This window comes from Vagococcus fluvialis (assembly GCF_048815235.1).
Taxonomy (GTDB): Bacteria; Bacillota; Bacilli; order Lactobacillales; family Vagococcaceae; genus Vagococcus.
On the sequence record NZ_JBMEAO010000004.1, the window covers coordinates 125853 to 152519 of the forward strand.

Annotated in this window: 13 protein-coding genes; 11 read left to right on the top strand and 2 right to left on the bottom strand. The window is 31.5% G+C overall.

The window, feature by feature from the left end; all coding sequences use genetic code 11:
- Positions 1–349: 349 nt before the first annotated feature.
- The 9 genes from ACODH8_RS04130 to ACODH8_RS04170 all read left to right on the top strand — a co-directional run bounded on the left by ACODH8_RS04130 (position 350) and on the right by ACODH8_RS04170 (position 21705).
- On the top strand, positions 350–15670 hold the full coding sequence (locus ACODH8_RS04130; protein ID WP_420517554.1) for a Cna B-type domain-containing protein: 15321 nt from the start codon (positions 350–352) through the stop codon (positions 15668–15670).
- 118 nt (positions 15671–15788) lie between these two features.
- Positions 15789–16748 carry an ABC transporter ATP-binding protein gene (locus tag ACODH8_RS04135; protein ID WP_332466952.1) on the top strand — a complete coding sequence of 320 codons (960 nt, stop codon included), beginning with the start codon at positions 15789–15791 and terminating at the stop codon, positions 16746–16748.
- A 1-nt stretch (position 16749) separates the two neighbouring features.
- Positions 16750–17541 carry an ABC transporter permease gene (locus tag ACODH8_RS04140; RefSeq protein WP_332466953.1) on the top strand — a complete coding sequence of 264 codons (792 nt, stop codon included), beginning with the start codon at positions 16750–16752 and terminating at the stop codon, positions 17539–17541.
- Positions 17542–17715: 174 nt separating this feature from the next.
- Complete coding sequence (locus ACODH8_RS04145) at positions 17716–18444, top strand: GntR family transcriptional regulator (RefSeq protein WP_332466954.1); 729 nt, start codon at positions 17716–17718, stop codon at positions 18442–18444.
- 13 nt (positions 18445–18457) lie between these two features.
- On the top strand, positions 18458–18859 hold the full coding sequence (locus ACODH8_RS04150) for a PTS sugar transporter subunit IIA (RefSeq protein WP_332466955.1): 402 nt from the start codon (positions 18458–18460) through the stop codon (positions 18857–18859).
- Positions 18860–18875: 16 nt separating this feature from the next.
- The gene (locus ACODH8_RS04155) at positions 18876–19622 is read left to right on the top strand and encodes a BtpA/SgcQ family protein (RefSeq protein ID WP_332466956.1); all 747 of its coding nucleotides are present in this window, start codon (positions 18876–18878) and stop codon (positions 19620–19622) included.
- On the top strand, positions 19615–20088 hold the full coding sequence (locus ACODH8_RS04160) for a PTS sugar transporter subunit IIB (protein ID WP_332466957.1): 474 nt from the start codon (positions 19615–19617) through the stop codon (positions 20086–20088). Before ACODH8_RS04155 ends, ACODH8_RS04160 begins: the two co-directional genes overlap by 8 nt.
- A gap of 20 nt (positions 20089–20108) precedes the next feature.
- The gene (locus ACODH8_RS04165; protein WP_332466958.1) at positions 20109–20879 is read left to right on the top strand and encodes a PTS sugar transporter subunit IIC; all 771 of its coding nucleotides are present in this window, start codon (positions 20109–20111) and stop codon (positions 20877–20879) included.
- Positions 20863–21705: a PTS system mannose/fructose/sorbose family transporter subunit IID gene (locus ACODH8_RS04170; protein ID WP_332466959.1), complete on the top strand. Its 843-nt coding sequence runs from the start codon at positions 20863–20865 to the stop codon at positions 21703–21705. The genes ACODH8_RS04165 and ACODH8_RS04170 overlap by 17 nt, the downstream gene beginning before the upstream one ends.
- A 72-nt stretch (positions 21706–21777) precedes the next feature.
- Here ACODH8_RS04170 and ACODH8_RS04175 read toward each other — a convergent pair whose 3' ends face one another.
- Positions 21778–23034 carry an MFS transporter gene (locus ACODH8_RS04175; RefSeq protein WP_332466960.1) on the bottom strand — a complete coding sequence of 419 codons (1257 nt, stop codon included), beginning with the start codon at positions 23032–23034 and terminating at the stop codon, positions 21778–21780.
- A gap of 95 nt (positions 23035–23129) precedes the next feature.
- On the opposite strand from ACODH8_RS04175, the gene ACODH8_RS04180 reads away from it, so the two are divergent.
- Positions 23130–24107: a helix-turn-helix domain-containing protein gene (locus ACODH8_RS04180; RefSeq protein WP_332466961.1), complete on the top strand. Its 978-nt coding sequence runs from the start codon at positions 23130–23132 to the stop codon at positions 24105–24107.
- A gap of 132 nt (positions 24108–24239) precedes the next feature.
- Positions 24240–25715, top strand: coding sequence for a DEAD/DEAH box helicase (locus tag ACODH8_RS04185; protein ID WP_332466962.1), 1476 nt, complete (start codon positions 24240–24242; stop codon positions 25713–25715).
- 34 nt (positions 25716–25749) lie between these two features.
- Here the strand turns inward: ACODH8_RS04185 and ACODH8_RS04190 are convergent, their stop codons facing one another.
- On the bottom strand, positions 25750–26526 hold the full coding sequence (locus ACODH8_RS04190; RefSeq protein WP_332466963.1) for a DNA-binding response regulator: 777 nt from the start codon (positions 26524–26526) through the stop codon (positions 25750–25752).
- Positions 26527–26667 lie beyond the last annotated feature (141 nt).

Genomic DNA, 26667 nt, shown 5'->3' on the forward strand with positions numbered 1-26667 from the left:
TTTTTATTAAAAGCTTGTTAAATGAACATCGTTTAGAATGTCTGTTGAATAGACATAGATTGTCATAAATAAATAAATGTAAGTGATAAAATTATCGTATTAAATAGACTTAAAATAGAGAGGTAAAGGGTTCTGAGGAAGTTGTAAATAATAAAAGATATCTCATTAAATAAAAAAATAATTTTATTTGATAAAAAGTTATGATAAAATTTAATAGACGAAGAATCTATACTTAATTATTAAAAATGTGTATTAAATAGACTTAATGGTTAGAGATTATCGTTTTTATTTAAATATGTAAATATAAAAAACGTTTATTAAATGAAATGTAAAAATGGAGGGATTAATGATGAAACAAAAAAAATCAATCTTCATGTTAATGGTTTTGACAATGAGTATCTTAAGTCAATTTATAACAACGATTGGAACGATTCAAGCTTTTGCAGAAGGGCAAGGTCAAAGTATATTAGATAAACCAAGTGCTCATTTATTACCAAAAGATAAAGAAGGTAATAGAACAATTCTAACTGATGTAGAAATGAAATTAACAAACAAAAAAGGAGAAGTAGAAGAGATAAGTGAGTCAAATCCATTAAAAATTGGAGATGTTTTTGAAATTCACTATACTTTTGCCATTCCAGATCAATTAGGTAAAGAAGTAGAGTCAGGAGATTATTTTGAATTTGAACTACCTAAATCTGAACATATTAGTTTAACAAAAGATCAAGAAGGAGACTTGGTAGATCCAGACAACGGCGCTATTTATGGGAAATATTATTCTAGTAAAGAAGGACATGTCACAATGGTCTTTAATGAGCAAGTTCAAACCCATGATGATGTGGATGGTCACTTAGCTTTTAAAGTAGAATTTGTTGAAAAAAGTATTACCATTCCTGGTGGATATGAAATAGAAGTTCCCTATGTGTCTAATTCAGAAAGTGGTTTTATTTATGTAGTAGGGAAAATTAATACCTATATTCAAAAAGAATATTTAAGAAATGATGGGTTCACTTATTATTGGAAGATTTTATTAAACCCAACATATGAAGAGATGGAAAACATTAAGTTAACAGAAACAACACGAGAACTTGGCGGTGGAAACGCCGTTGCTGAAAGTATCAACATTGATAAGATGGTCAAAGCAGATGTTGATTTAAGTGGTAATATCACTGAAAGAGAAGAAGTTAATGTAAAAAATAAGACATTTGATAGCAATGGTAACATCGATTTAGGATTTGATTCAATAAATCAACCTCATGTTATGTATATTAGTACACCGTTTCCTTTTGGTATCAAAAATAATGTAGAAAATAACATTTTATTAGAGAGTTATGTTAAAGGTAAGCAGATCATGCTAAATGCAGATGCAGTTAGTAATGCTGGTAGCCAAGGGGTAATGGATAAAAAAGTATTATCTTATGACAAAGAAAGCCAAATAGTTGAATGGCAAATTACATATAATCCAAATTCTTTTTATATCCAAGAAAAAGATGCACATTTTAAAGATGAGATTACAAATGGAACGCTAACAGAAGACCCTATGAATGTGAATCCTAATTTAAGTCACGATGTAGATGTAGCGAGTAACAGAGAATCTTTTGAATTTAGTTTTAAAGAAGATGTAACTAAACCAGTTGTTATAAAATATAAAACTAAAGTTAAAGATCCTAAAGTAGGTTCGATTAGAAATAAAGTGATTTCTGGCGAGCAAGTAGTAGATGTCCCGCAAGAAGTTGAAGATAATGGCAACGGAGAAGGCGATGGACAAAGCTCGATTACTAAGAGTAAACCTCGTCCCTCATTAGATGGAGCTTTATGGACATTGGATATCAATCCAGAAAAACAAAAACTAGATAAATGGTGGGTAACGGATAAACTTAATCAAGGAACGATACGAAAAACAACCTTAAAGGTGATGAATGAAACAACTAAAAAACAACTGGCTCCAGGAAGAGATTTTGAGTTAGAGTGGTTTGATGAGACATCAACAACAGCCACAGGTTTTACAATTACTTATAATGAACCAACAAGTGATCGTTTTTCAGTGACTTACACGTCAGATTATGAACGAAACACATCACAAAGCAATCAAGCAAATTACCACTATGTTGTTAATGGAAACGAAAAAGAAGATGAAGATAGACAAACTTACGATCCACCACAAGTAGGAGAAATAGGTCTTTCTAAATCCGGTAAATACATACCAGATTCACGTGAAATTGAGTGGACCGTTCAAGTTAATGAAAGAGCTAATGTTCCTATTTCTAAGGATAATTTACTTCGAGATCCTATTCCGACAGATCAAACTTATGTCAATGGGTCAGCTAAAGTAGAGTACCGTGATGGGACTGTTTGGAATGCTTTATCTTCAGCAACAGTGGATTATAGTGATTCAAAAAAACAATTAACAGTAACTAATCTTAAACAGACGTCTAATGCCCAACGAGTGGTATTCAGAACAAAACTCGTCAATGATTTAGATGTTTTAACAAAAGAAGTTAGAAATACTGCTTATTATAGTGATGACTTTACAGAGGAAAAATCAGCAACAGCTTCTCTAACAATTGATAATGCTAACAATTATTTATTGAAAAAAAGAGGGAAACAAAATGCTAATGATATTAATAAAGTTGATTGGGAAGTAGATATCAATCCTCATGGCTACCGATTAAATAATGTGGTTATTTATGATGAAAATTGGGAAAATCAAGTCGTTATTCGAGAGACTATCGAAATAAAAGATCCAGCAACTGGAACTAAATTAGTTGAAGGAAAAGATTACGAACTTGATTATACAGAACGTTACTTCAAAATAACTATGAAAGATGAAGTTGATAAAAAATTATTATTAACTTATCAAGGGAGATTATTATTCCCTTATGGAACACCTCTTGGGAGTGATCAAACAGCTAAAAATAGTGTTCGTATTACAGCAGATAGAGTGATTAAAACAGACAAACCAATAGATATTACTATTCCAGTAAAAGTATCTGATAGTTCAGGAACGATTCAAGGGAAATTAAGAGATTTTACTGTGAAAAAAGTTTCAGAAGATGACAACAAAGAGGTATTAAGCGGTGCTGAATTTACTTTGTACAGAGGGACATCAAAAGACCCGAATAAGGTTGTTGACCGAGTAACAACAAATAATCAAGGGATTGCTAATTTTGGAAAATTAACTAAAGGTGATTATTTATTAGTAGAAACTAAAGCACCTAAAGGTTATGAAATTAGTAATGAAATGAAGAATGGCCGTATTGTTAAGGTTGTTGATGACAATACAACTCCAATTGAAGAAGTTGTAGCAAATCCTAAAGAAGGACAAGCAGTAAAAACAATTGATATACCTATTGAGAAACAATGGAAAAATGTTCCATCAGGAATAGAGACTCCAGAAGTAACAGTTCGCCTATATGCTAACAACGAACCGGTACAAGGTGAAACGTTAACACTAAACAAAAATAATAATTACAAAGGAACGTTTACTGATTTACCAGAAGAAAAAAATGGTAAAAAAATAAATTATTCAGTTAAAGAGGACAATATACCGAATTACGACACATCAATTGATGAGTATGTCATTACCAATACATATCATAACAAAGAAACAACAAGTCTTTCAGGTAAAAAAGAATGGAATGATGATGGCGATAAAGCTAAGAAACGCCCAGAAAGAGTTAAAATTGAGTTGTTACAGGATAACAATCATTATGAATATGACTATGTATACGAAGAGGATAATTGGAAGTTTGAGTTCAGTGAGTTACCAAAAATAAATAATAAAACAGGTCAAGAATATAAATACACTGTTAAGGAAGTTGAGGTACCAGATGGTTATGAAACTTCAGTTAATGGTACAACGATTACCAATACTTATAAAGAGGCAGCAACAACCAGTTTATCAGGTCGAAAAATATGGAAAGATAACGAAGATGCAGCTAGAGATAGACCAGAAAGTATTATTGTAGAGTTATATCAAGATAAGGTTTATTTAACTGAAACCAAAGTTAGTTCAAACACTAATTGGGAGTATAAGTTTGAGGACCTTCCAAAAGTAAATGAGTCTACAGGAGATGACTATAAATATACAGTCAAAGAAAAAAATACACCAGATGGGTATGAGTCTAAAGTAGATGGAAACAATATAATTAATACTTATACAAAAATTGAATTAATAAGTGTTTCAGGTAAAAAAGAATGGAAAGATGATGGGAACTTAGCGGGAAAACGTCCAAAGAGTGTAGAAGTAAAATTACTTCAAAATGATAAATTTTTAACTAAAACGGAAGCAACAGCAGCAAATGACTGGAAATACACCTTTACCGAGTTACCCAAACGTGACACTAATGGTAATCTCTATCGCTATACAGTAGAGGAAGTAAATGTACCAGAAGGGTATACATCAAAAGTTGATGGAACACTAATTACCAATACTTACACGGAAAAACCTGTAGAAACAACTGTTGTTGAAGGTGAAAAAATTTGGGTAGATAATGGTAATAAAGAAAGCACAAGGCCAGCTTATATTACAGTTCAGCTAATGAGAAGTGATAATAGTATCAAGCCTTATCAAACTAAAACAGTTACAGCAGGTAGTGATAATCGATGGAGATATAAATTTTCTGATTTACCTAAATACGATGAAAATAACCGTGAATATAAGTATTCAGTAAAAGAAGTTCCTGTTAAAGACTATGAAACAGAGAACACAGGGAAATACGATTTAACTAATACATTGATTAAACCAAAAACGATGGATATAAACGGGAAAAAAATCTGGCGTGATGAAGAAAACGTTGATGGCAAACGTCCCAATAGTGTCACTGTTGAACTATTACAAAATGGTACTCCTTATAAAAAAACAGAAGCTAAAGGGGATAGTTGGGAATATAATTTTAAAGAGGTTCCAATCTATGATAGTAAAGATCAACCATATGATTACACAGTAAAAGAAGTAAACGTACCAGATGGGTACACCTCAACAGTATCAGGAACAACGATAACTAATTCTTACAAACCAGTTCCAAAAGAAACTATTATTATTGAAGGGAATAAAAATTGGGATGATCATTCAAATAAATATAATACTAGACCCGAAAATGTAACTATTAATTTATTTAGAAATGATAATCCTAATAAACCTTACGAATCTCAAGTGGTAAGCCCGATTGGGAATTATAATTGGTCATACAAATTTGTAGACCTACCCAAATATGAAACGGCAAATAAAGAATATGAATATTGGATAGAAGAAGCTGTAGTACCAAATTACATAGGTGGCAAGCATTTACAATATAGTTTGTTGAATACACTAAATTTAAAAGGCAAGACAAAAGTAACCGGTGAAAAACGATGGGATGATGAAGAAGATAAAGATTCAATTCGTCCGGATAAAGTCATTGTGAGACTACAAGCCAATGGTGTTGAAGTACCAAATCAAGTTCGAGAAGTTTCAGCTAAAACAAATTGGAAATTTTCATTTGATGATTTGGACATGTATGATAGTCGTTCGCAACTAATTAAATACACTGTCAAAGAAGATAAAGTTGACGGATACACTGATTATCATTCAGTAGATAAAGATGATCCATATCATATTATTGTAAGAAATAAACATACGGTAAAACCAATTGAAAAAATTTCTATATCAGGTGAGAAAAAGTGGGAAGACCAACAAAATGCTTTTGGTAAACGACCTGAAAGTATCACTGTAGATTTATATCAAGATGATATAAAAATTGATTTCCAAGAAGTATCAAAAGCAACTAATTGGAAATATGAGTTTAAAGAACTTAATAAATTCAAAGGAAATAGTAAAGAAGAGCATGTCTATACAGTTAAAGAAAATACTGTTCCTAAAGGATATAAAGAGTCGGTAAATGAGTATGATATTACGAATACTTATTTGAATGATGAAGTAACACAAGTTACGGGTCAAAAAGTATGGGATGATTACGACAATAAATTCAATACTCGTCCTAAAGCAATTACTGTAAAATTATATCAAGGTAATACATGGTTACAAGATCAAGAGGTATCTGAAAAAACGGATTGGAAGTACAGTTTTACTGATTTACCTGTATACGATGATAAAGGTAATAAATTCATCTACCGAGTAGAAGAAGATAATGTACCTAATGGTTACACATCAACGATAAGTGATAATAAAATAACCAATGTATATAGAAACACTGAAAAAACAGAAATTACTGGTGAAAAAATTTGGAACGATTATGACAATCAATTTAAAACACGTCCTTCTGAAATTAAAGTTGAACTTTATAATGGAACCAAAATTGTAGAAACTAAAACAGTAAAACCAGATAAATCAGGTGACTGGAAATACAGTTTTACCAATTTACCTAAATATGATGAATCAGGTAATGAAATAAAATACAGTGTCAAAGAACAGCCAGTTGACCAGTACACAACAAGTGTTAAAGGAAATGATATCTATAATACTTATGTTAACACTGAGAAAACAGAAATTTCTGTTATAAAAAAATGGGAAGATAAAGATAACTTGTTAAACATAAGACCTGAGAAAATAAAAGTTAATCTACTAAAAAATGGAACACAATTAAGCTCCACTGAACTTTCAGAAAGTAATAACTGGCAGCATACATTTGATGGCTTAGACAAATACGATAACAATGGAAAAGCCTATGTTTATACCGTAGTAGAAGAGGGGATATCAACCTATATTACAACTCATAACACCAAAAATGATTTAGTAACAATTAACAATAAACTAAATGAAGATGAAGCTTTAACAAGTTTAAGTGGAATGAAGATATGGGACGATTATGAAAACCAATTTAAATTACGCCCGAACTTTGTAACAATTACTTTATTGCAAGATGGTGAAGTAATGCTTGATGACAAAGGTGAAATAATGAGTCAGCAAGTAAGTGAAGAAAGTAATTGGGAATATGCTTTTGAGAAACTGCCTAAAATTAACGGAACTACAAACAAAAATTATGTCTATACAGTAAAAGAAGAAGCTGTTGGAAATGGTTATAATGAGCCAGTTTATGACGGAAGTAATATTATCAATAAATATCGTAATAATGAAAAAATAACAATTAATGGTTATAAGCTGTGGGACGATTATAATGATAAATTTGAGACACGTCCAGAATCTTTTAAGGTTCATTTATTACAAGACAATGATGTGATTGAAACAAAAGAAGTGAAAAAATCAGAAGGTTATTCCTTTGAATTTACAGAGTTACCTAAATATGATGAAAATGGTGTTATTTATAAATATAGCGTAACAGAAGAAGTACCAGCGCCATATACTGTATCTAAAGAAGTTACAGAGGAAAATAATACAATACTTGTTACCTTAACTAATACTTATAGAAATACTGAAACAATTTCAATAGAAGGCGAAAAAACGTGGGATGATTATGAAAATAAATTTAACACGCGACCTTCAGATGTGACAGTTCAATTAGTAAGAAATGACGGACAAGTAACAAATCAAGTGGTAACGGCTGAAACTAATTGGCATTATGAGTTTAAAGAATTGCCTAAGTATGATGACAAAGGTAATGAATATACTTATTCTGTAAAAGAAGTAATTATTAATAACCAACATGGTTACACATCTGAGGTAGTAGGAAATGATTTAATTAACCACTATGTTAATCAAGAGAAAATTAATTTTTCTGGAGAAAAAGTATGGGATGATTATGATAATAAATTTAAAACTCGTCCAGGTTCAGTAACTATATACCTGTATGATGGGGATACTAAAATTGACGAAACTAAAACAGATGCTAAGCATGATTGGAAATATGAATTTAATAAAGGTTATCCTGTATATGACGCTTTAGGAAATAAGATTGAGTATTCTGTCCGAGAGAAAAAGGTATCTAAATACACAACAACTATTGAAGATTATACAATTACTAATAAATATGTTAATACTGAAAAAACATCTTTAGGAGTTAGTAAAAAATGGGACGATTTTGAGGACCAATTTAATATCCGCCCAACAGAATTAAAAGTAACACTACACCCAACTAATCAAGTAGTGAATTTATCAGAAGAAAATAATTGGGAACACGAGTTTAAAGACTTACTTGTTTATGATGAAATGGGAGAAGAAATTAACTATTGGGTGGAAGAAGAGGTTGTACCAGGTTACACGGCTACTCATGATGATGGAGCTACACAATTCATTAACCGAGCAACTGAACTTGATGCTAAAACAAGTATTTCTGGTACTAAGATTTGGAACGATGAAAAGAACAAACTAGGTACTCGTCCATCAAGTATTACAGTTGAGTTGTATCAAAATGAACAACCAATGATGGGTAGCGATAATCAACTGATAACCCAAGAAATTAGTGTGTTAGATGGTTGGCGATATGAATTTAATGAGTTGCCTAAATACGATGAATTTGGAAATGAATTCTTGTATTCTGTAAATGAACTTGAAGTAGATCACTATGAGACTATGGTTGCTAATGATGATATTATCAATAGTTATATCAACAATGAAAAAGTTGAGGTTCATGGTAAAAAAATCTGGAAAGATTTAGAAAATAAATTAGAAACCCGTCCAGAATCAATAACTGTTTTACTTTATCAAAGTGGCTTAAAAACACCATTTAAAGAACAAGTTTTGTTGCCAAATGAAAATGGTGATTGGGAATATAGTTTCACTGATTTACCTAAATATGATAGTAAGTTAAATGAATATAGTTATCGTGTTGAAGAAGTTGAAATTCCTGATTATACACTGAATGTTGATGGTTATGACTTAACTAATACTTATAAAAATAATCAAAAAACAGAAGTGTCTGGTGAAAAAATTTGGATGGATTTAGAAAATAAATTAAGTACTCGTCCAGACTCAATTACTGTAGAACTTTATCAAAATGGTAATGACCAACCTTATCAAACACAAGAGGTGACACCAAATGCTCAAGGTGATTGGAAGTATGATTTTAAAGAATTACCGAAGTATGATGAGAACTATGATCTTTACGAATATACAGTAAAAGAAGTCGAGGTTCCTCACTATGAAAGTGTTATTTATGAAGGGTCAGAAAATACTATTTACAATCACTATGTAAATGATGATAAAACTAATGTTAAGATTATTAAAAAATGGGAAGATCAAGGTAACAAGCTAAATACTAGACCTGAAAGTATTCGTGTTAACCTTTACCGTAATAACGGTCGTCTTCCTTATAAAACACAAACTATTTTGTCAGATTCTAATGGGAATTGGTCATATGAATTTAAAGACTTACCAAAGTATGATAATAATCTAGAACTATATGAATATACGGCAAAAGAGATGAAGGTATCTGATTACACAGCAACTATCATAGATGATCCGGTTAGTAATGTTTCAACGATTACTAATAAATATGATAATCCTGAAACCATCGAGGTAAATGGATTTAAAGCTTGGTTAGACCATGATAATAAATTAGGATCTCGTCCTGAATCAATTAAAGTTGATTTGTATCGATCAGATTCTAGTGACGTTTACCAAACTCAAGAAGTGACTCCAAACGAAAAAGGTTATTGGTACTATTCTTTCAAAGAGTTACCAAAATATGATGACGAGTTAAATCTATATACTTATACAGTTCAAGAACAACCTGTTGCTCATTACGATAGTGCTGTTAGTGACACTAATATCATTAATAGTTATAGAAATGATGAGACAGTGAATCTTTCTGGTGAAAAAATCTGGAAAGATTTAGAAAATAAATTAAACACTCGCCCAGAATCAATTCAAGTTGAGCTATATCAAGGCGATAAATTATTAGAAACCAAAGATGTTGTTGAAGGTAAAGATGGTAAATGGCTGTATGAATTTAAAGACTTACCTAAATACAACGCAAACCTAGAAGAATATACGTATTCAATAAGAGAACCTAAAGTTCCTGGTTACAAAACAGAAATTGAAGGCACGACTATTACAAACTACTATCAAAACGATGAAAAAGTAACAGTTCCTGTTAAAAAAATCTGGAAAGATCAAAGTGATAAATTAAATACTCGTCCTTCTATGATTAAAGTAGATCTCTATCAAAATGGTGGAAAAAAACCATATAAAACTGAAGTTCTATTACCGAGTGGAACAGATGAATGGTCATATGAGTTTAAAGATTTACCAAAATATGATGATAAACTAGTTCCTTATGAGTACACAGTTAAGGAGCAAAAAGTTCCTGGCTATGAGACTGAAACGAAGGGTAACACCATTACCAATACATATATCAACAAAAAAACGATTAGTCTAAAAGGTGAGAAAATTTGGGAAGATGAAGGTAATAAATTAAATACTCGACCAGATAAAATTTATATTGATTTATATCAAAATAATCAAGAAAAGCCTTATGCCACTCAAGAAGTTATAGCTGATAGTAATAGGAAATGGTCGTATGAGTTTACAGACCTCCCTCAATATGATGAACAGTTAGAATTATTTAGCTATCATGTTGAAGAAAGAGAAGTACCAAAATACGATAGTGAAATACTAGGAACAACTATTAAAAATACTTATCGCAATGATGACAAAGTAGAAGTAACTGGTGAGAAAAAATGGAGCGATTTAGATAACAAATTAAATAAACGTCCTAAATCGATTCGAGTTGAACTCTATCAAAATGAGCAAACAGCTCCTTACAGTGTGAAAACAGTAAAAGCAGATAGTAATGGTAACTGGAAGTATAGCTTTAAAGACTTACCTAAGTACGATAATGCTTTGAATGAATATACTTATACTGTTAAAGAGCAGCCAGTTAAAAACTATGCAACAGAAATTGATGGCACAACGATTACAAATACTTATCAAAATAATGAAACAACAAGTATTAGTGGTAAAAAAGTATGGGATGACGAAAACAACGTACTAAATAGTCGCCCAGAATCAATTGTTGTTGAATTACATCAAAATGACTCTAAAGATGCTATGGATAAAAAAGAAATCACTGCTGATAGTGAAGGTAATTGGCAATATGATTTTGTTGATCTTCCTAAGTATGATGATGAGTTGAATGAGTATACTTACACAGTCACAGAAAAAGTAGTACCTCATTATGAGACAACAATTGAAGGGACAACTATTACGAACAAATACCGCAATGATGAAAAAGTAAGTATTGAAGGACAAAAAATTTGGCAAGATGAGGACAACAAACTGAATACACGTCCAAAATCAATCCAAGTAGAACTATATCAAAATGATGGCGATCAACCACTTGAAACTCAAACAGTGAAAGCTGATAGTGATGGTAATTGGTCTTACAAATTTGAGAATTTAGCCAAATATGATGACCAACTAAAAGCTTATGATTATACTGTAAAAGAAAAAACAGTGAAGAATTATGATAGTAAAGTCGAAGGTACGTTAATCAGAAATACGTATCAAAATACTTCAACCATTTCTTTAACAGGTGAGAAAACATGGGATGATTTTGAAGATAAACTAAACAAACGTCCAGATAGTATTTTTGTTGAGTTATATCAAACAACTGTAGATCAACCAACGCCAGTTGAAGGTCAAAGTCCATTTAAAATTCAAAAAGTAACAGCTGATAAAAAAGGTCATTGGACTTATGAATTTACAGATTTACCAGAATATGACAGTCATCTAGACAAGTACATCTATACAGTGAAAGAGCATTCAATTAATAACTATACTAGTCAAGTGACAGGTATGGATATCAAAAATACTTATCTAAATGAAGAAACGACTGAGGTAACTGGTGAAAAGATTTGGAAAGGTGATTTTGATAATAAAATCGAATCTCGTCCAGAGTCTATCCAAGTGAATTTATACCAAAATGACAATAAAGAAGTATTCAAAACCCAAACAGTAACACCTGATGAAGATGGTAACTGGAACTATTCATTTAAGAAATTACCAAAATATGATGATCAACTAAATGAATACAAATACTCAGTAACAGAAGAATCTGTTCCTCATTATGAAAGTAAAATTAAAGGAACAACTATCACTAACACTTATCAAAATACAGATCTTACTAAAGTTGAAGGGAATAAACAGTGGAATGATGAAGGGGATAAGCTAAATAAACGCCCAGATTCAATTACTGTAGAACTTTATCAAAATAATGGTAAGAAGCCATTTAAAACGCAACAAGTAACAGCTGGTAAAGACAATGATTGGGCTTATGAATTTACTGACTTACCCAAATATGATAAAGATTTAAACGAGTATGTTTATACAGTGAAAGAACAACCTGTAGAAGGGTATACAACTATTATTGAAGGAACAACTATCATCAATACCTTTAAAAATGTTGAAACAACTAAAGTTAAAGGTGAAAAGAAATGGGAAGACTTCAATGATAAATTAGGTGTTCGTCCAAGTGTTATTACTGTTGATTTATATCAAAATGACAGTAAAGATGCTTACCGTTCACAATTAGTAGTGCCTGATAAAGATGGTAATTGGAAGTATGCGTTTAATGACTTACCAAAATATGATGAGAAATTAGTCGCTTATAGTTACTCAGTGAAAGAACAAAAAGTCCCTCATTATGATTCTGCTGTTAGTGGAACAACGATTACTAATACATATCGTAATGATGAAAAAGTTAGTATTGATGGTAAAAAAGTGTGGAAAGATGAGAAAAATAAACTAAACTCTCGTCCAGACTCAATTACTGTTGACCTTTACCAAAATGAAGGTGAAAAACCATTCAAATCACAAGTTGTAAAAGCTGGAAAAGATAATAAATGGGCCTATGAGTTCACTGATTTACCAAAATATGATGAGAGCTTAACTGAATATCGTTACACAGTTAAGGAACAAGAAGTCCATCATTATGACAGTAAGGTAGATGGAACAACCATCACAAATACTTATCGTAATGATGATAAAACCAGTCTCAAAGGTGAAAAAGTATGGACAGATTTTGATAATAAATTAAACTCTCGTCCAGAAAAAATTATTGTTGAGTTGTATCAAAATAATCAACTTGAGCCTTTTGCTACACAAGAAGTAAAAGCAGACTCAGCTAACAAGTGGACCTATGAATTTAAAGACTTACCAAAATATGATACTGATTTAAATGAATATGATTACACTGTAAAAGAGCAAGTTGTTCCACATTATACAAGTAATATTGAAGGAACAACGATTACCAATACCTACCAAAATAATGATTTAATTGAAGTAAAAGGTAAGAAGGTTTGGGAAGATGTTAATAACAAATTAGAAATCAGACCGAACACAATTACTGTAGAATTATATCAAAATGGCAGGGATAAGCCGTTTAGAACGCAAGAAGTAAAAGCTGGAATTGATAAGCAGTGGCGTTATTCATTCAAAAACTTACCCAAATATGACGAAGAGTTAAATGAATTTACTTATACAGTGAAAGAGCAAGAAGTGCCGCATTACGAAACAGCAATTAGTGGAACAACAATCACTAATACGTATCGAAATGATGATTTAACACAAGTTAATGGTGAGAAAATTTGGCAGGATAATCAAGATAAATTACAAGCTAGACCTAAATCAATTACAGTTGAGTTGTATCAAAATAACGGTCAAAAACCATTTAAAACACAAGAAGTAAAAGCAGATGAAAATAATAATTGGCGCTATTCATTTGAAGATTTACCAAAATATGATAAAGACTTAAATGAATATAGTTACACAGTAAAAGAACAAGAAGTACCACATTATACTTCTGATGTTAGTGGAACAACGATTACTAATACGTATCGCAATGATGATGTGACAAAAGTGGCTGGTAAAAAAGTATGGGATGATTTAGATAATAAATTAAATGTACGTCCAGAAACCATTACAGTAGACCTGTATCAAAATAACGGGAAAACGCCATTTAAATCACAAACTATTAAGGCTGATAAAAAAGGTGATTGGAACTACACATTTGAGAATCTACCGAAATATGATGACAACTTAGATGAATATACTTATACAGTGAAAGAACAAAAAGTATCACACTATGAGTCATCAGTTGTAGGCACTACAATTACTAATACTTACCGTAATGATGATATAACCGAATTAAGTGGTAAGAAAATATGGGATGATCAAGATAATAAATTACATCTAAGACCAGAAAGTATTACTATTCACTTATATCAAAATGGTGGAGAAACACCGTTTAAATCACAAGAAGTAAGTGGTAATGAAGAAGGTGACTGGAACTATTCATTTAAAGACTTACCGAAATATGATGAGAATCTAAATGAGTATGAGTACACTGTTAAAGAACAATTTGTACCACTGTACAGTAGTCAAATTGAAGGAACAACCATTACCAATACTTTTAGAAATGACCATCTAATTAAATTAAGTGGTAGAAAAATTTGGAAAGATTCAGGGAATAAACTTGAATATCGTCCACAATCGATTTTTGTGGATGTTTATCAAAATGAAGGTAGCGAACCATTTAAAACCCAAGAAGTTAAAATGGCAAGAGATGGTAGTTGGTCATTTACATTTGAAGATCTACCTAAGTATGATCCAAAGTTAAATGAGTATGCTTATGCTATTAAAGAGCACGGTGTACCACACTACGATTCTTCAATTGAAGGAACAACCATTGTTAATACCTATCGTAACGATGAAGTAACAGAAGTTGAAGGTGAAAAATTATGGAAAGACTTTGATAACAAATTAGAGTCTCGTCCAGATGAAATCACTGTGGAACTGTATCAAAATGGTGGAGCAAAACCATTTGATACACAACGAATTCAGGCGAATGAAGATGGTAAATGGTATTATTCATTTAAAGAGTTACCAAAATATGATGATGACTTAAATGAATATACATATACTGTTAAAGAAAAAGTAGTGAAACACTATGATTCTTCAGTCGAAGGCACAACTATTACTAATACGTATCGTAATGATGAAACAACAAAAGTAGAAGGTGAAAAACGCTGGAAAGACTTTGATGATAAATTAAAAGTTAGACCAAATAGTATCACTGTTGAGTTGTATCAAAACGACAGTAAAGAAGTATTTAAAACGCAAGAAGTCAGTGCGGATTTAGATAATAAATGGTATTACTCATTTGAAAACTTACCAAAATATGATGCGGAATTAAATCCATATACCTACACGGTAAAAGAAAAAACTGTTGCTAATTACGACAGTGAGGTAGCGGGGACTATTATTACAAATACTTACCGTAATGAAGAATTAACAGAAATTAGTGGTCAAAAGTTATGGGAAGATAATAATAATAAAGCCAATAAGCGACCAGATTCAATTATTGTAGAGCTGTATCAAAATGGTGGAAAAGAAGCATTTAAATCTCAAACAGTTCAAGCCGATGCTTCTGGCAACTGGGACTTTAGTTTTGGTGATTTACCAAAATACGATAAAGAATTAAATGAATATGAGTACACAGTAAAAGAAATTCCAGTCAAAGGCTATACTAGTAAAGTGAATGGAACAACCATTACCAATACGTTAGTAGAGGAACCGGTTAAACCAATTGACCCAACAGATCCAACTAATCCAGTGGAACCAAAAACTCCTGGAGAAGGACACCTACCTAAATCAGGAAGTAGTTCATTCTTACCTAAAACAGGTGAGGCTGATACTCTGTTGTCTAGTTTAATAGGAATAGCAATTGTGTCAATTTCAAGCATGGGACTATTTATTAGAAGAAGACGTTCGTAACAAGAGAAGTGATGGGAGATAATCCTATCACTTTTTTTATCTTCATAGTTGACGTTTGTAAATTAATAAGTTAAGATGAATTCAAGTTACAAATGTAAATTATAGAAGGAGGATAAAAATGAAAAAAATATTAGAGGTTAATAACTTAAAAAAGGTCTTTAAAAAAGCTAATGGCGAATCGCACACAGCAGTAAATGGTATTTCATTTGATTTATATGAAGGTGAAGTTTTTAGTTTTTTAGGGCCTAATGGGGCAGGAAAGAGTACAACCATTAATATGGTAACAACTCAGTTATCACTTACATCAGGAACAATTAAAATTGATGGTGAGGATATTAAGAAAAATCCGATTAATGCGCGAACTAAAATAGGGATTGTTGCTCAACATAATAACTTAGATAGAGGATTAACAGCTCATGAAAACTTGTTGTATCATGGCCGTTATTTTGGACTAAGTAAAGAAGAATCAGAAAAAAGAGCAGAAAGTTTATTAAAAGATTTTGGTTTATATGATTGGAAAGATGATTACGTGAAGAGCTTTTCTGGGGGAATGGCCCAACGATTAAAAATTGCTCGTGCTATTATGCATAAACCAGCTATTCTTTTTCTAGATGAGCCAACAACAGGATTAGATCCAGCTTACCGAGAAATTTTATGGGAACATGTTTTAAGACTAAATAAAGAAAATAAAACCACAGTCTTTTTAACAACTCACTACATGGAAGAACCAGAAAGATTCTCAGATCGAGTAGCCATTTACAATAAAGGAGAAATTAAAGCTATTGGAACAATAGACGAATTAAGAAAACAGATACCTTCTGAAAGCTTAATCTATTTAAAAGTTGGTCAAGTATCTGATATTTTTACAAAACAAATAGAGAAATTAGCAACAGTTAAAAGTGTCAAAGTTGTAGATGGAAAAAACTATGTTATCTATCCTAAATCAAGTAAAGAAGCTTTAACGGATGTTCTTCATTTATTTGATCATTCAGTGATTCAATTAGAGAATATTCAATTAAGTTCAACTACTTTAGATGATATTTTCATTCATTTAATAACAAACGAGGGGGACAAATAAAATGGGAAATCAAGTGAAAACATCAATGGTTTTTTGGATAATGGTAAAAAGAGATTTAATGATTCAATTAAGAAACTGGGGAGAATTTATTTTTAGAGTAGCCATGTTACCTTTTATTTTAATCCTAACTTATGGGTATGTACTGCCTAAAATAGGGATTCTATCATCTGATTTTCCAAATCAAATGTTTCCTGGAATGGTTGGAATGAGTTTATTAATAACAGGGATTCATGGGACAGCAGTTCCTCTTTCAATGGATTTTAACAACTCGCGAGAAATTGAAGACAGGTTACAAGCGCCTGTTAGTATCAAAGTAACAGCGTGGTCAAAAATGGTAGTAGGAATTATTGAATCGTGGATTGGTGCATTATTAGTACTACCTATTTCACTCATTTTTATGGCAAGTAATTTAGAATTTTCTATGACAAGTTTTGATATGCTGATGTTAGTAGTTATTTTATTGTTAAGCTCAGTTACTTCAGCAACTTTGGGATTATTGGTTGGAACGATTGTGAAACCAATGCAAATAGCAGCAATGTTCCCTGGATTTTTAATGCCAATTATTTTTACAGGAGCGATTTTCTTTAGTTGGGATTCGTTATCAGTTATTCCAATTATGAAAGGTTTAGTGTTACTTAATCCATTAGTTTATATTAATGAAGCCCTTAGAAGCACAATGATTGAAACAACAACAGCAATGCCATTATGGTTTAGTTTAGCGGGAATTGCTATTTTTACAGTTATAATGGGAATGGTTGGTATGAAAAGATTTAAAAAAATGGCAGCAAGATAAGATAAGGAAAAGTAGACTGGCTTTTGTTAAAGCTAGTCTACTTTTTTTGTTTAAATAACATAAAGATGTTCTTTATAAAAATAGAGGAGAGAAAGCGCTTGACAAAAAAATGCAAACGCTTTAGTATATGAATCAACAAGACGTATTAACACGTATTAAAGAAAGGAGGATATCATGAGTAAGTTAGATTCTAATTCAATGAGTCCGTTATACCAACAGTTACATGATATTATTTTAAGAAAAGTTCAAGAAGAGGAATATAAAGTAGGGGATAAGATTCCTTCTGAAGAACAAATTATGGATATTTATGGTGTCTCTAGAGTGACTGTTAGAAATGCGATTAAGCTTTTAGTGGAAGAAAATATTTTAGTAAAAAAACATGGTAAGGGAACTTTTGTGGCAATGCCAGTTTATGTAGAGACGATGTCTGCTGGGGGCAGTTTTACAGAGTCAGGTCTACAAATGAAAAAAGTACCAACCACTAAAATAATTTCGATTGAAAGAAAACCTGCAAGAAAAAGGATTAGTGAGTACTTAGGGGTTTCTGAAGGAACGGAAATTATTCGATTAAAAAGAATAAGATTGCTTGATGGGGAACCAGCAATCTTTGAAACAGATTCATTCAGAACCGATTGTGATTTTTTAGAAAAGATTGATTTAGCCGATACGTCTTTATTAAATACATTAAAAAACTATGGATTAAAGCCTGTGTATTTTGATAATATTATCGAAATTGCTTTGGCTGATGATGAATTAAGTGACTCATTGAATGTAGAGCATGAAGAACCACTCGTTAAAATAAATCAAACTGTTTTAGGGGAAAACAATGAGATTATTTACTTTAACGAACAATTTATTAAGAGTGACGTTTATAAAGTTGCTATTCGTTCATACAATAATTAGGGGAGGATTAGTTATGAGACAAATGATTATAGCTACTCATGGGGATTTTTCAAAAGGCATTAAACAATCACTTCAAATGATTGCAGGAGAGTCTGCTGATGAGATTATTACTTATCAATTAAGACCTGGTGAGAGTGCCTCAGATTTTGCTGAGGAATTATCTAAAAATTTGGCATCTGATAAACAATACTTAATACTAGGAGATTTGTTTGGAGCAAGCGTTGTTAACTCATTTGTTCCGTTAACTCAGGAACAAAATGTATTTTTAGTGTCAGGTGTAAACCTAAATCTTGCTCTTGAATTTTTATTAACACCAGGAGAATTAACTGAAGATTTAGTAGATACAGTTATTTCAAATGCAAGAGATGGTATTAAACGAGTTCAATTAATTGAAGAAGACAATGATGACTTTTGAAAGTGAGTGGAAATAAATGAAACGTAACTTCTTAAATTTATTTAAAAATAAAAAACCGATTATCGGTGTAATCCATTTAAAAGGTGATACTGAAGCTGACATATTAAAGCGAGCAAAAAAAGAAATTCAAATTTATGTCGATAATGACATAGACGCTATTTTAATGGAAAACTATTATGGTAATTACAATCATCTTGTAAAAGCTTTAGACTATATTACTTCTTTAGATTTATCAATTCCTATTGGGGTGAATGTATTAAATGTAGATGCTCTAGGCTTTTATTTAGCTAACCAATACAAATTAGATTTTATGCAAATTGATTCAGTCGTAGGACACGTTAAACCAAGAGATGAATATTCATTAGAGAAGTTTTTTGAGATGTACCGTAGTCAAACAGATGCTTTACTAATTGGTGGAGTTAGATTCAAGTATCAACCAATGCTTTCTGAGAAAACTGTCGAAGAGGATTTAGCTATTGGGCAAACAAGATGTGATGCAATCGCTGTAACAGAGAATGCAACAGGTCAAGAAACATCAATGGACAAAATTGAGCTATTTAGAAAAGAATTGGGTGAGTTTCCATTAGTAGTGGCTGCTGGATTAACTAAGGACAATGTTAAAGAACAATTAGCAGTTGGGGATGCTGCTATTGTTGGAAGTTATTTCAAAGACACTAGAAAAGATACAGGAGATTTAAAAGCAGAACACGTTAAAGAATTTATGGACGTTGTCAAACAATTAAGGAGTGAGCTAAATGATTAAAAAAGTAAGAGTAGACCATCGTTTAATTCATGGACAAGTAGGATTTACTTGGACTAAATTTTTAGATGCAGACTGTATATTGATCGCTAGTGACGATTTGATGAATGATAGTTTAAAAATGAGCGCTATGAAGATGGCTAAACCATCTGGTGTGAAGTTAGTTATGAAAAACATTGAAGATTCAGCTAAAGCATTAAATTCAGGTGTAACAGATAAATATAAATTATTTATCTTATCAGAATCAGTTGAGGATGTTTACCGCTTAAGTCAATTAGTGCCAGCAATTACAGAGATTAATCTTGGTGGTATGAAAAATGGGGAAGATCGTAAACAAATTTCAAAAGCGGTTCATTTATCAGAAAATGATATTAAATTAATCAACGAAATGTCAGCTAAAGGGATTAAACAAACGGTTCAATTAGTACCAGATGAAAAAGCTGTTGATATTGAAAAGTTATTGCCATAAGAGATTAAGGGGAGATTAATATGGAAGTTACATTTATGAATGTACTTTGGATGTTCTTAATAGCATTATTTGCTTATTTACATAGTTGGTTTGGATCAACGATGTGGAACAGACCAATTGTTGTTGCACCACTTGTTGGTTTAGCATTAGGGGACATAACCGCTGGGATTACTTTAGGAGCGACTTTAGAGTTAGTATTTATGGGAGCGTTTCCTGTTGGGGCAAGTAATCCACCTGATTTTGTGTCAGGAACAATTATCGCAACTTCGTATGTTATTATGAGTGGTCAATCTGTATCAGCAGCTGTTGTTCTAGCTGTGCCTATTGCGACACTTGTTTTATTAATTGATAACTTACAAATGACATTCCTTTTAACAGGTGCAGCTCATAGAGCAGATAAAAAAGCAGCTGAAGGGGATATTAAGGGTGTCGAAAGAATTCATATTATTGCAGGTATTGGAAATAAAGTTATTTTAGCACTAATTGTAGCATTAGGATTTTATTTAGGTGTTCCTTTTATTGAAAAAGTATTATCTTATGTACCAGAATTTGTGACACACGGCTTAGATATTGCTGCAGGAATTATTCCAGCTATTGGTTTTGCCATGTTAGCGCGTATGATGATGTCTAAAAAAACAGTTCCATTTTTATTATTAGGCTTTTTACTTGCTGCTTACCTTAAAGTAACAGTAGTGGGAATTGCGTTATTTGGAATTGTTGTTGTGATGCTATTTATGAATTTTGAAGGAAGTAAACAAAAGGAGGAATATGCTGATGACAACGAATTCTAATAATCAAGAAAAAACAATTTCAGAAAACTCGAAGATTACTAGAAAAGATTTTTGGTCAGTTTATTTTAGATCATTGACTCTAGATTCATCTTGGAACTATGAAAGAATGCAGCATATGGCTTATGCCTATACAATGGCTCCAATAATTAAACGTTTGTATAAAAATAAAGAAGATAAAAAAGAAGCTTTAGAAAGACATTTAGAGTTTATGTCAGTAACACCACATATCTCAACCTTATTATTTGGTATTTCTGGTGCAATGGAAGAAGAGAATAGTAAAAATCCTAACTTTAACCCAGCAAGTATCAACGCTGTTAAATCGAGTTTAATGGGACCGGTTGCTGGTGTGGGAGATTCTTTCTTTTGGGGAACTTTAAAAGTTATTGCTTCAGGGATTGCGATTTCTTTAGCTACTCAAGGAAATATCTTAGGGCCGATTTTATTCTTACTAATTATCAATGTACCTCATTTTATCTTACGCTATATCTGTTTAGATAAAGGGTTTAAATATGGTGCTAAATTCTTTAGTGATTTAGGAGATAGTGGCTTAATTGAGAAAATAACCTCAGCAGCTTCGATGCTTGGGCTGATGGTTATTGGGGGAATGACTGCTTCAAACGTTGTATTTGAGTTAACTAAAAAAGTTGGTTCTGGTGAAATTGCAGTGCCACTACAAGAGTATGTTGATCAAATTATGTTAGGCTTTTTCCCAGCGCTATTCTTTATTGTTATCTATTGGTTATTAGGTAAAAAAGTTAAAACCACTACACTTTTAGTAGGTGTCATAGTCTTTTCAATTATTATTGCAGCTTTAGGATTAGCGTAAAATAAATAGCAGATGAAAACAGGAAGTAGTCATTGTTTTCATCTGCTATTTTGTCATTTGGCTGATTGAAAATTAATTAGAAGTGATTGGATCAACAACTTGTTTGCTAAAGACTAGTGAAATAAGTAAAAATATTAAAGAGAAAATAGCAAAAATTATCCAACTTAATGTGTCAGTTGCTATATTGGCAGTTCCTAAAAAAATAAGTTGGCCAATAGGAGTTCCTGCCATGACTAAGATACTAAAGATACCACTTGTTAGACCTAATTTGTCTTGTGGCACTTCACTTATGATATAAGCAGAGGTTCTTGGATTTATTTTACCTAATAAATAACCTAAAGTGAAAAGTAAACCAAACAAAATAAATTTGGATTTAATGACTAACACAATTATTGGTAGTAAAAGAGTATTTAGTAAAATGAGACTAATCAGAGTTAAACTAGATACATTTTTGAAAAAGTCTTTTGTTAAAAGAGAACCTAGTAATAAACCAATAGACGTACTAATCCCAACAAGAGCCAATGTATTAGGGAGATTATTAACCCATAAATTTTCGCGACTAAGCAGAGAAATATTTAGTAAACCATCTGTTGAAGAACCAAGTAAATTGATAAGGACTGCAAAGATAACTATCATTTTTAAGAAAGGGTTTTTCCATAATAGATGGAAGGTTTCTTTGAAATCATGTTTAAATGACGAAGATAAATGACTTGTTACTTCTTCGACTTGAATATTGATTTTAGAAAGAAGAGAATAACGACTAATAATAATTAATGCCGCGAGTACAAATGTAAGGGCGTTAATGATAGCGAATAATGAAAAATTATAATTTAATTTAACAATGAAAAAGGCACCGATTCCTTGAAAAATCAATTGAACTAATGTTTGAAGAGCATTTTGAAAACCCATAGCTTCTCTTAAGTCAGTTTCTGGAATCAAGTGTTTAACAAAAGGTAATTGTAACGCACTGCTGAAAAAGCCGAAGCAATCGCCTAGAACATTAATTAAAAGTAAAATGATAAATAGAGAAAAATTAGGTTCTAATAAAATCAATACTGCTAGTAAGATAAAAAGCATTGCTTGAATCAGTCGAGATAAAACATTCCATCGCAGTTTTTTAGTTGTTTTATCTGCTAGATAGCCAACAAAGGGTTGAAAGAAACTAGGGATAAAGATAGCCATAGATGCGAGTGAAACAGCTAGGGTATTAAAGGGTAACGTACTAGCGTAAACAATAAATACAATATTATAAAGACTGTTTCCAATGGCATTTAGTAAAGAAGCATTTGTTAAAGTACGATAGCCTTTATTTTTTAAATAGATATTCATATCAATCACCTCAAAGTTTATTTGTTAAACTAAGTATAGATGGGGTAGAATGAATGAAGATAGAAATTCTACTATAGTGGAAAAAAGGTGAGGTATTGGAAGAAGGAACTTTATTTAGAAAACTACGAAAAGATAGAGGTTTTTCATTGGAACAGATTGCTGATGAGTTGAATAGTGTTTCTTTTATTAGCAAGTTTGAAAAAGGTAATTCAAATATTAGCATGCATCGATTAGAAAGATTGCTACAAAATATCAATGTGTCTTTTGAGGAATTTTTCTATTTAAGAGAACTGGAAAGTCGTCCAACGCTTAATCGTGATTTAAAAGTATTACGTGGTTATTTAACAAGTGAATTTTATTTTTGTTTAGCAGAGATTATGCAAGTTATTACAAATATTAATCAAATTGGTTTTGAACAAGGTATTATTGAAATGAAGGGTTTTAAAGAAAAATTAAATCCTAAAATAGGGTGGCAACGTTTCGTGATTATTTATTGTGACGTTTGTATTTTTACCTATCAATCTAATCTTGATGATAGCGATGATAAGACAGTTGAAAAAATAATGGGAGAAATTAACTATTTAACAAAGCCTGTCGTCTCTTATTTGTATAAAGTTGAAGATTGGGGAGTTTTTGAAGTTCTTTTATTTAGGATTTTTGTATTTACATTTAATGGAGAACAGGTCAATCATTTGTTAAAGGTTGCTATTTCAAGGACTGAAAAAGAAAGTCAGCTACACGTTATGTCGCATTTAAAGATTGAAGTTATTTTTTCTAGTTTTTCTTATTTTGTTAATTTCCGTCATCAAAAGTGGGCAAGTGAAGCCTTACAGCTTTCAAGAAGATTATTAAAAGATGAAAGAGATTTAACTAGTAGTACGTTTCAATTATTTTTTGAAGGCTGGTACACAATTGTATTTGGTGATAAAGAAGAAGGTCTCCAATCTTGTTATCAAGCTATCTCGATATTTAAAATTTTAGAGCAACCAACATTAGAAAATAGATTTAAAGTCATGCTAGAAAATATTTTAAAAAATAAAGAAGAACCAGATAGTTATTTTCTGTTTGTGTGATTTCAATGATAGATATTTCTTTTTGCGTGTCTTATTTTCTCTAGCGTGTTAAACTGTTTAAGCTAAAAATAATATTAAACGAGGAAAAAGGGTCATCTTTTACTTGTTTATTAAAGTAGAAGGATGTAAAAAATGACTGAAAATAAATTTGAACGTTATCATTTAGATGAAAGTATTATTAAGGCTTTATCTGTCTTAAAATACAATGAACCAACCCAAGTACAAAAGGAAGTAATACCTCTTTTATTAGACAAAAAAGATGTATTAGTAAAATCTCAAACAGGAAGTGGTAAAACAGCTTCTTTTGGTATTCCTTTATGTCAAAGATTAAAATGGGAAGAACGTGCACCACAAGCACTTATCTTAACACCGACAAGAGAATTGGCTACACAAATTAAAGATGAGATTTTTAATATTGGTCGATACAAACGAATTAAAGTAGAGGCGGTATTTGGGAAAAGTTCTTATCAATCTCAAGTAAAAAACTTAAAACAAAGAACTCATATTGTTGTGGCAACGCCAGGAAGATTAATGGATCATATTGAGCGTGGCACAATTGATTTAAGTAAAATCAGAACTGTTGTCATTGATGAAGCAGATGAGATGTTAGCTATGGGATTTGTGGAGCAAGTAGAAAGTGTTTTACGAGCTTTACCGAATAAAAAAACAACCGCTCTTTTTTCAGCGACAATGTCTAAAGAGATTATGAATTTAGCACAACAACTTTTAAAGAAACCTCATTTTGTTGAAATTCAAGCAACAGCTACAACTAAACCTAAAATCACACAGGAATTTATTTATGTTGAAGACGATGATAAGCAAGCGGTTATGAAAGATTTATTTGTGGTGAAAAATCCAAATAGTAGTATTATCTTCTGTAATACCAAAATAATGGTAGACCGTTTAACAGATTCTTTAAAACAGTTAGGCATTCGAGTAGAAAAACTACATGGTGGTATGGAGCAAAGAGACCGAAGCCAAACAATTCAAGATTTTAAACGTGGTTACTTCAGTCATTTAGTGGCTACTGATGTTGCGGCAAGAGGAATTGATGTGGCTGATATTGAATTAGTTGTCAATTATGACATACCTGAAAAAACAGAGAGTTATATCCACCGAATTGGTCGAACAGCTCGTTTTGAGAATACGGGAACAACGCTATCTATTGTTAATCCAGGAGATAGAAAACAATTTAACTTAATTTTAGATTCTCAAAAAAGATTAATTGAAGAATTAAAACGTCCTTCAAAAGCAGCAGTTCAAATCAGTAAAGATGAATTTAGACAAAAAATCAGTCAACGAGTTGTCTTAAAAGAAGAAAAAGGTCATCAATTTAAAGATGAGATTTTAAAAATTCATATTAACGCTGGAAAGAAAACAAAAATGCGACCAGGAGACGTAGTGGGTGCGATTTGTAATATCGAAGGTGTCACAGGTGATGATATTGGTGTGATCGATTTAATGGATATTTCAACTTTTGTAGAAATTCTGAATGGTAAAGGTGAAACAGTATTTAGAGCTCTTCAGCAAATGCCTATTAAGGGTAGAATGCGCCGAGTAAGTAAAGCTAATGAAACAACTTATGAAAGAGATTTAAGAAAAAGATAATCAAAAAGAGAACCTGTCAAAAGGTTCTCTTTTTTTACGTTAAAGCAAAATCAGTGTCTGCTGGGACATAAGATGAAGTAAATTGTTGTCGGTATTGGTTAGGAGTATAACCCGTTTCTTTTTTAAATATTCGACTGAAATAAGCAGGGTCAGCGTAGCCAACATCTTCAGATACTAAAGAAATGGAATCATCTGTTGAGACTAAACATTTTTTACCTTGTTCAATTCGATAAAAGGTTAGGTATTCAGTAAAAGACATACCAGTTGCTTCTTTAAATAAGCGACTAACATAGTTCCGATGCATGTGAGAAAAGTTAGCTAATGTATCAAGAGAGATTTCATCTTTAAAATTTAAGTGAATATATTGGATAATTTGATTAATTTGTTCTGACCGATTATCGGTTATTTGAGTCGTCGAATAGTGTAGTAATGAAATTTGGTTTAAAGATAAAATACTTCGATGAATACTTTGTTGTAATTCCTTTTCATCAAGTGGAGCAACTAAATAATCAATGGCGCCACAACGAATAGATTTTTGGAGATTATCAAAGTTTTTTTCAGTGTCAATTAGTATGACTTTTGTATTTGGTTGTTTCTGAAGAACTTCAGTTTTATATCTAAAAGGTTCTTTCATTTCTTTAGCTAGAGATAGGATTAGGATGTTAATGATTTCTTTATTAGCTGTTTGAAGAACATCTTCCGTTGAATAAGCATCTTCTAGTAATGTGATATTAAAAAAATCTTGTCTAATAATCTTTTTAATAAACAATCGATCTTTTTCAAAAGGCGTTGCAATTTGAACGTAACACATATTAACCGCTCCTTAACCAAAATTTATACGTCGAGTATAGCACAAAATAACTGTGTGAAACAGATGAGTAACGAATAAGTTAAATTAAAAATTATCATGTTATATTTTTAACAAAGATAGATATAATAATACAAAAAGACA

Bases quoted from the DNA above. Each gene is read 5' to 3' on its own strand.
- ACODH8_RS04130 (WP_420517554.1), top strand. From the start codon at position 350: ATGAAACAAAAAAAATCAATCTTCATGTTAATGGTTTTGACAATGAGT.
- ACODH8_RS04135 (WP_332466952.1), top strand. From the start codon at position 15,789: ATGAAAAAAATATTAGAGGTTAATAACTTAAAAAAGGTCTTTAAAAAA.
- ACODH8_RS04140 (WP_332466953.1), top strand. From the start codon at position 16,750: ATGGGAAATCAAGTGAAAACATCAATGGTTTTTTGGATAATGGTAAAA.
- ACODH8_RS04145 (WP_332466954.1), top strand. From the start codon at position 17,716: ATGAGTAAGTTAGATTCTAATTCAATGAGTCCGTTATACCAACAGTTA.
- ACODH8_RS04150 (WP_332466955.1), top strand. From the start codon at position 18,458: ATGAGACAAATGATTATAGCTACTCATGGGGATTTTTCAAAAGGCATT.
- ACODH8_RS04155 (WP_332466956.1), top strand. From the start codon at position 18,876: ATGAAACGTAACTTCTTAAATTTATTTAAAAATAAAAAACCGATTATC.
- ACODH8_RS04160 (WP_332466957.1), top strand. From the start codon at position 19,615: ATGATTAAAAAAGTAAGAGTAGACCATCGTTTAATTCATGGACAAGTA.
- ACODH8_RS04165 (WP_332466958.1), top strand. From the start codon at position 20,109: ATGGAAGTTACATTTATGAATGTACTTTGGATGTTCTTAATAGCATTA.
- ACODH8_RS04170 (WP_332466959.1), top strand. From the start codon at position 20,863: ATGACAACGAATTCTAATAATCAAGAAAAAACAATTTCAGAAAACTCG.
- ACODH8_RS04175 (WP_332466960.1), bottom strand. From the start codon at position 23,034: ATGAATATCTATTTAAAAAATAAAGGCTATCGTACTTTAACAAATGCT.
- ACODH8_RS04185 (WP_332466962.1), top strand. From the start codon at position 24,240: ATGACTGAAAATAAATTTGAACGTTATCATTTAGATGAAAGTATTATT.
- ACODH8_RS04190 (WP_332466963.1), bottom strand. From the start codon at position 26,526: ATGTGTTACGTTCAAATTGCAACGCCTTTTGAAAAAGATCGATTGTTT.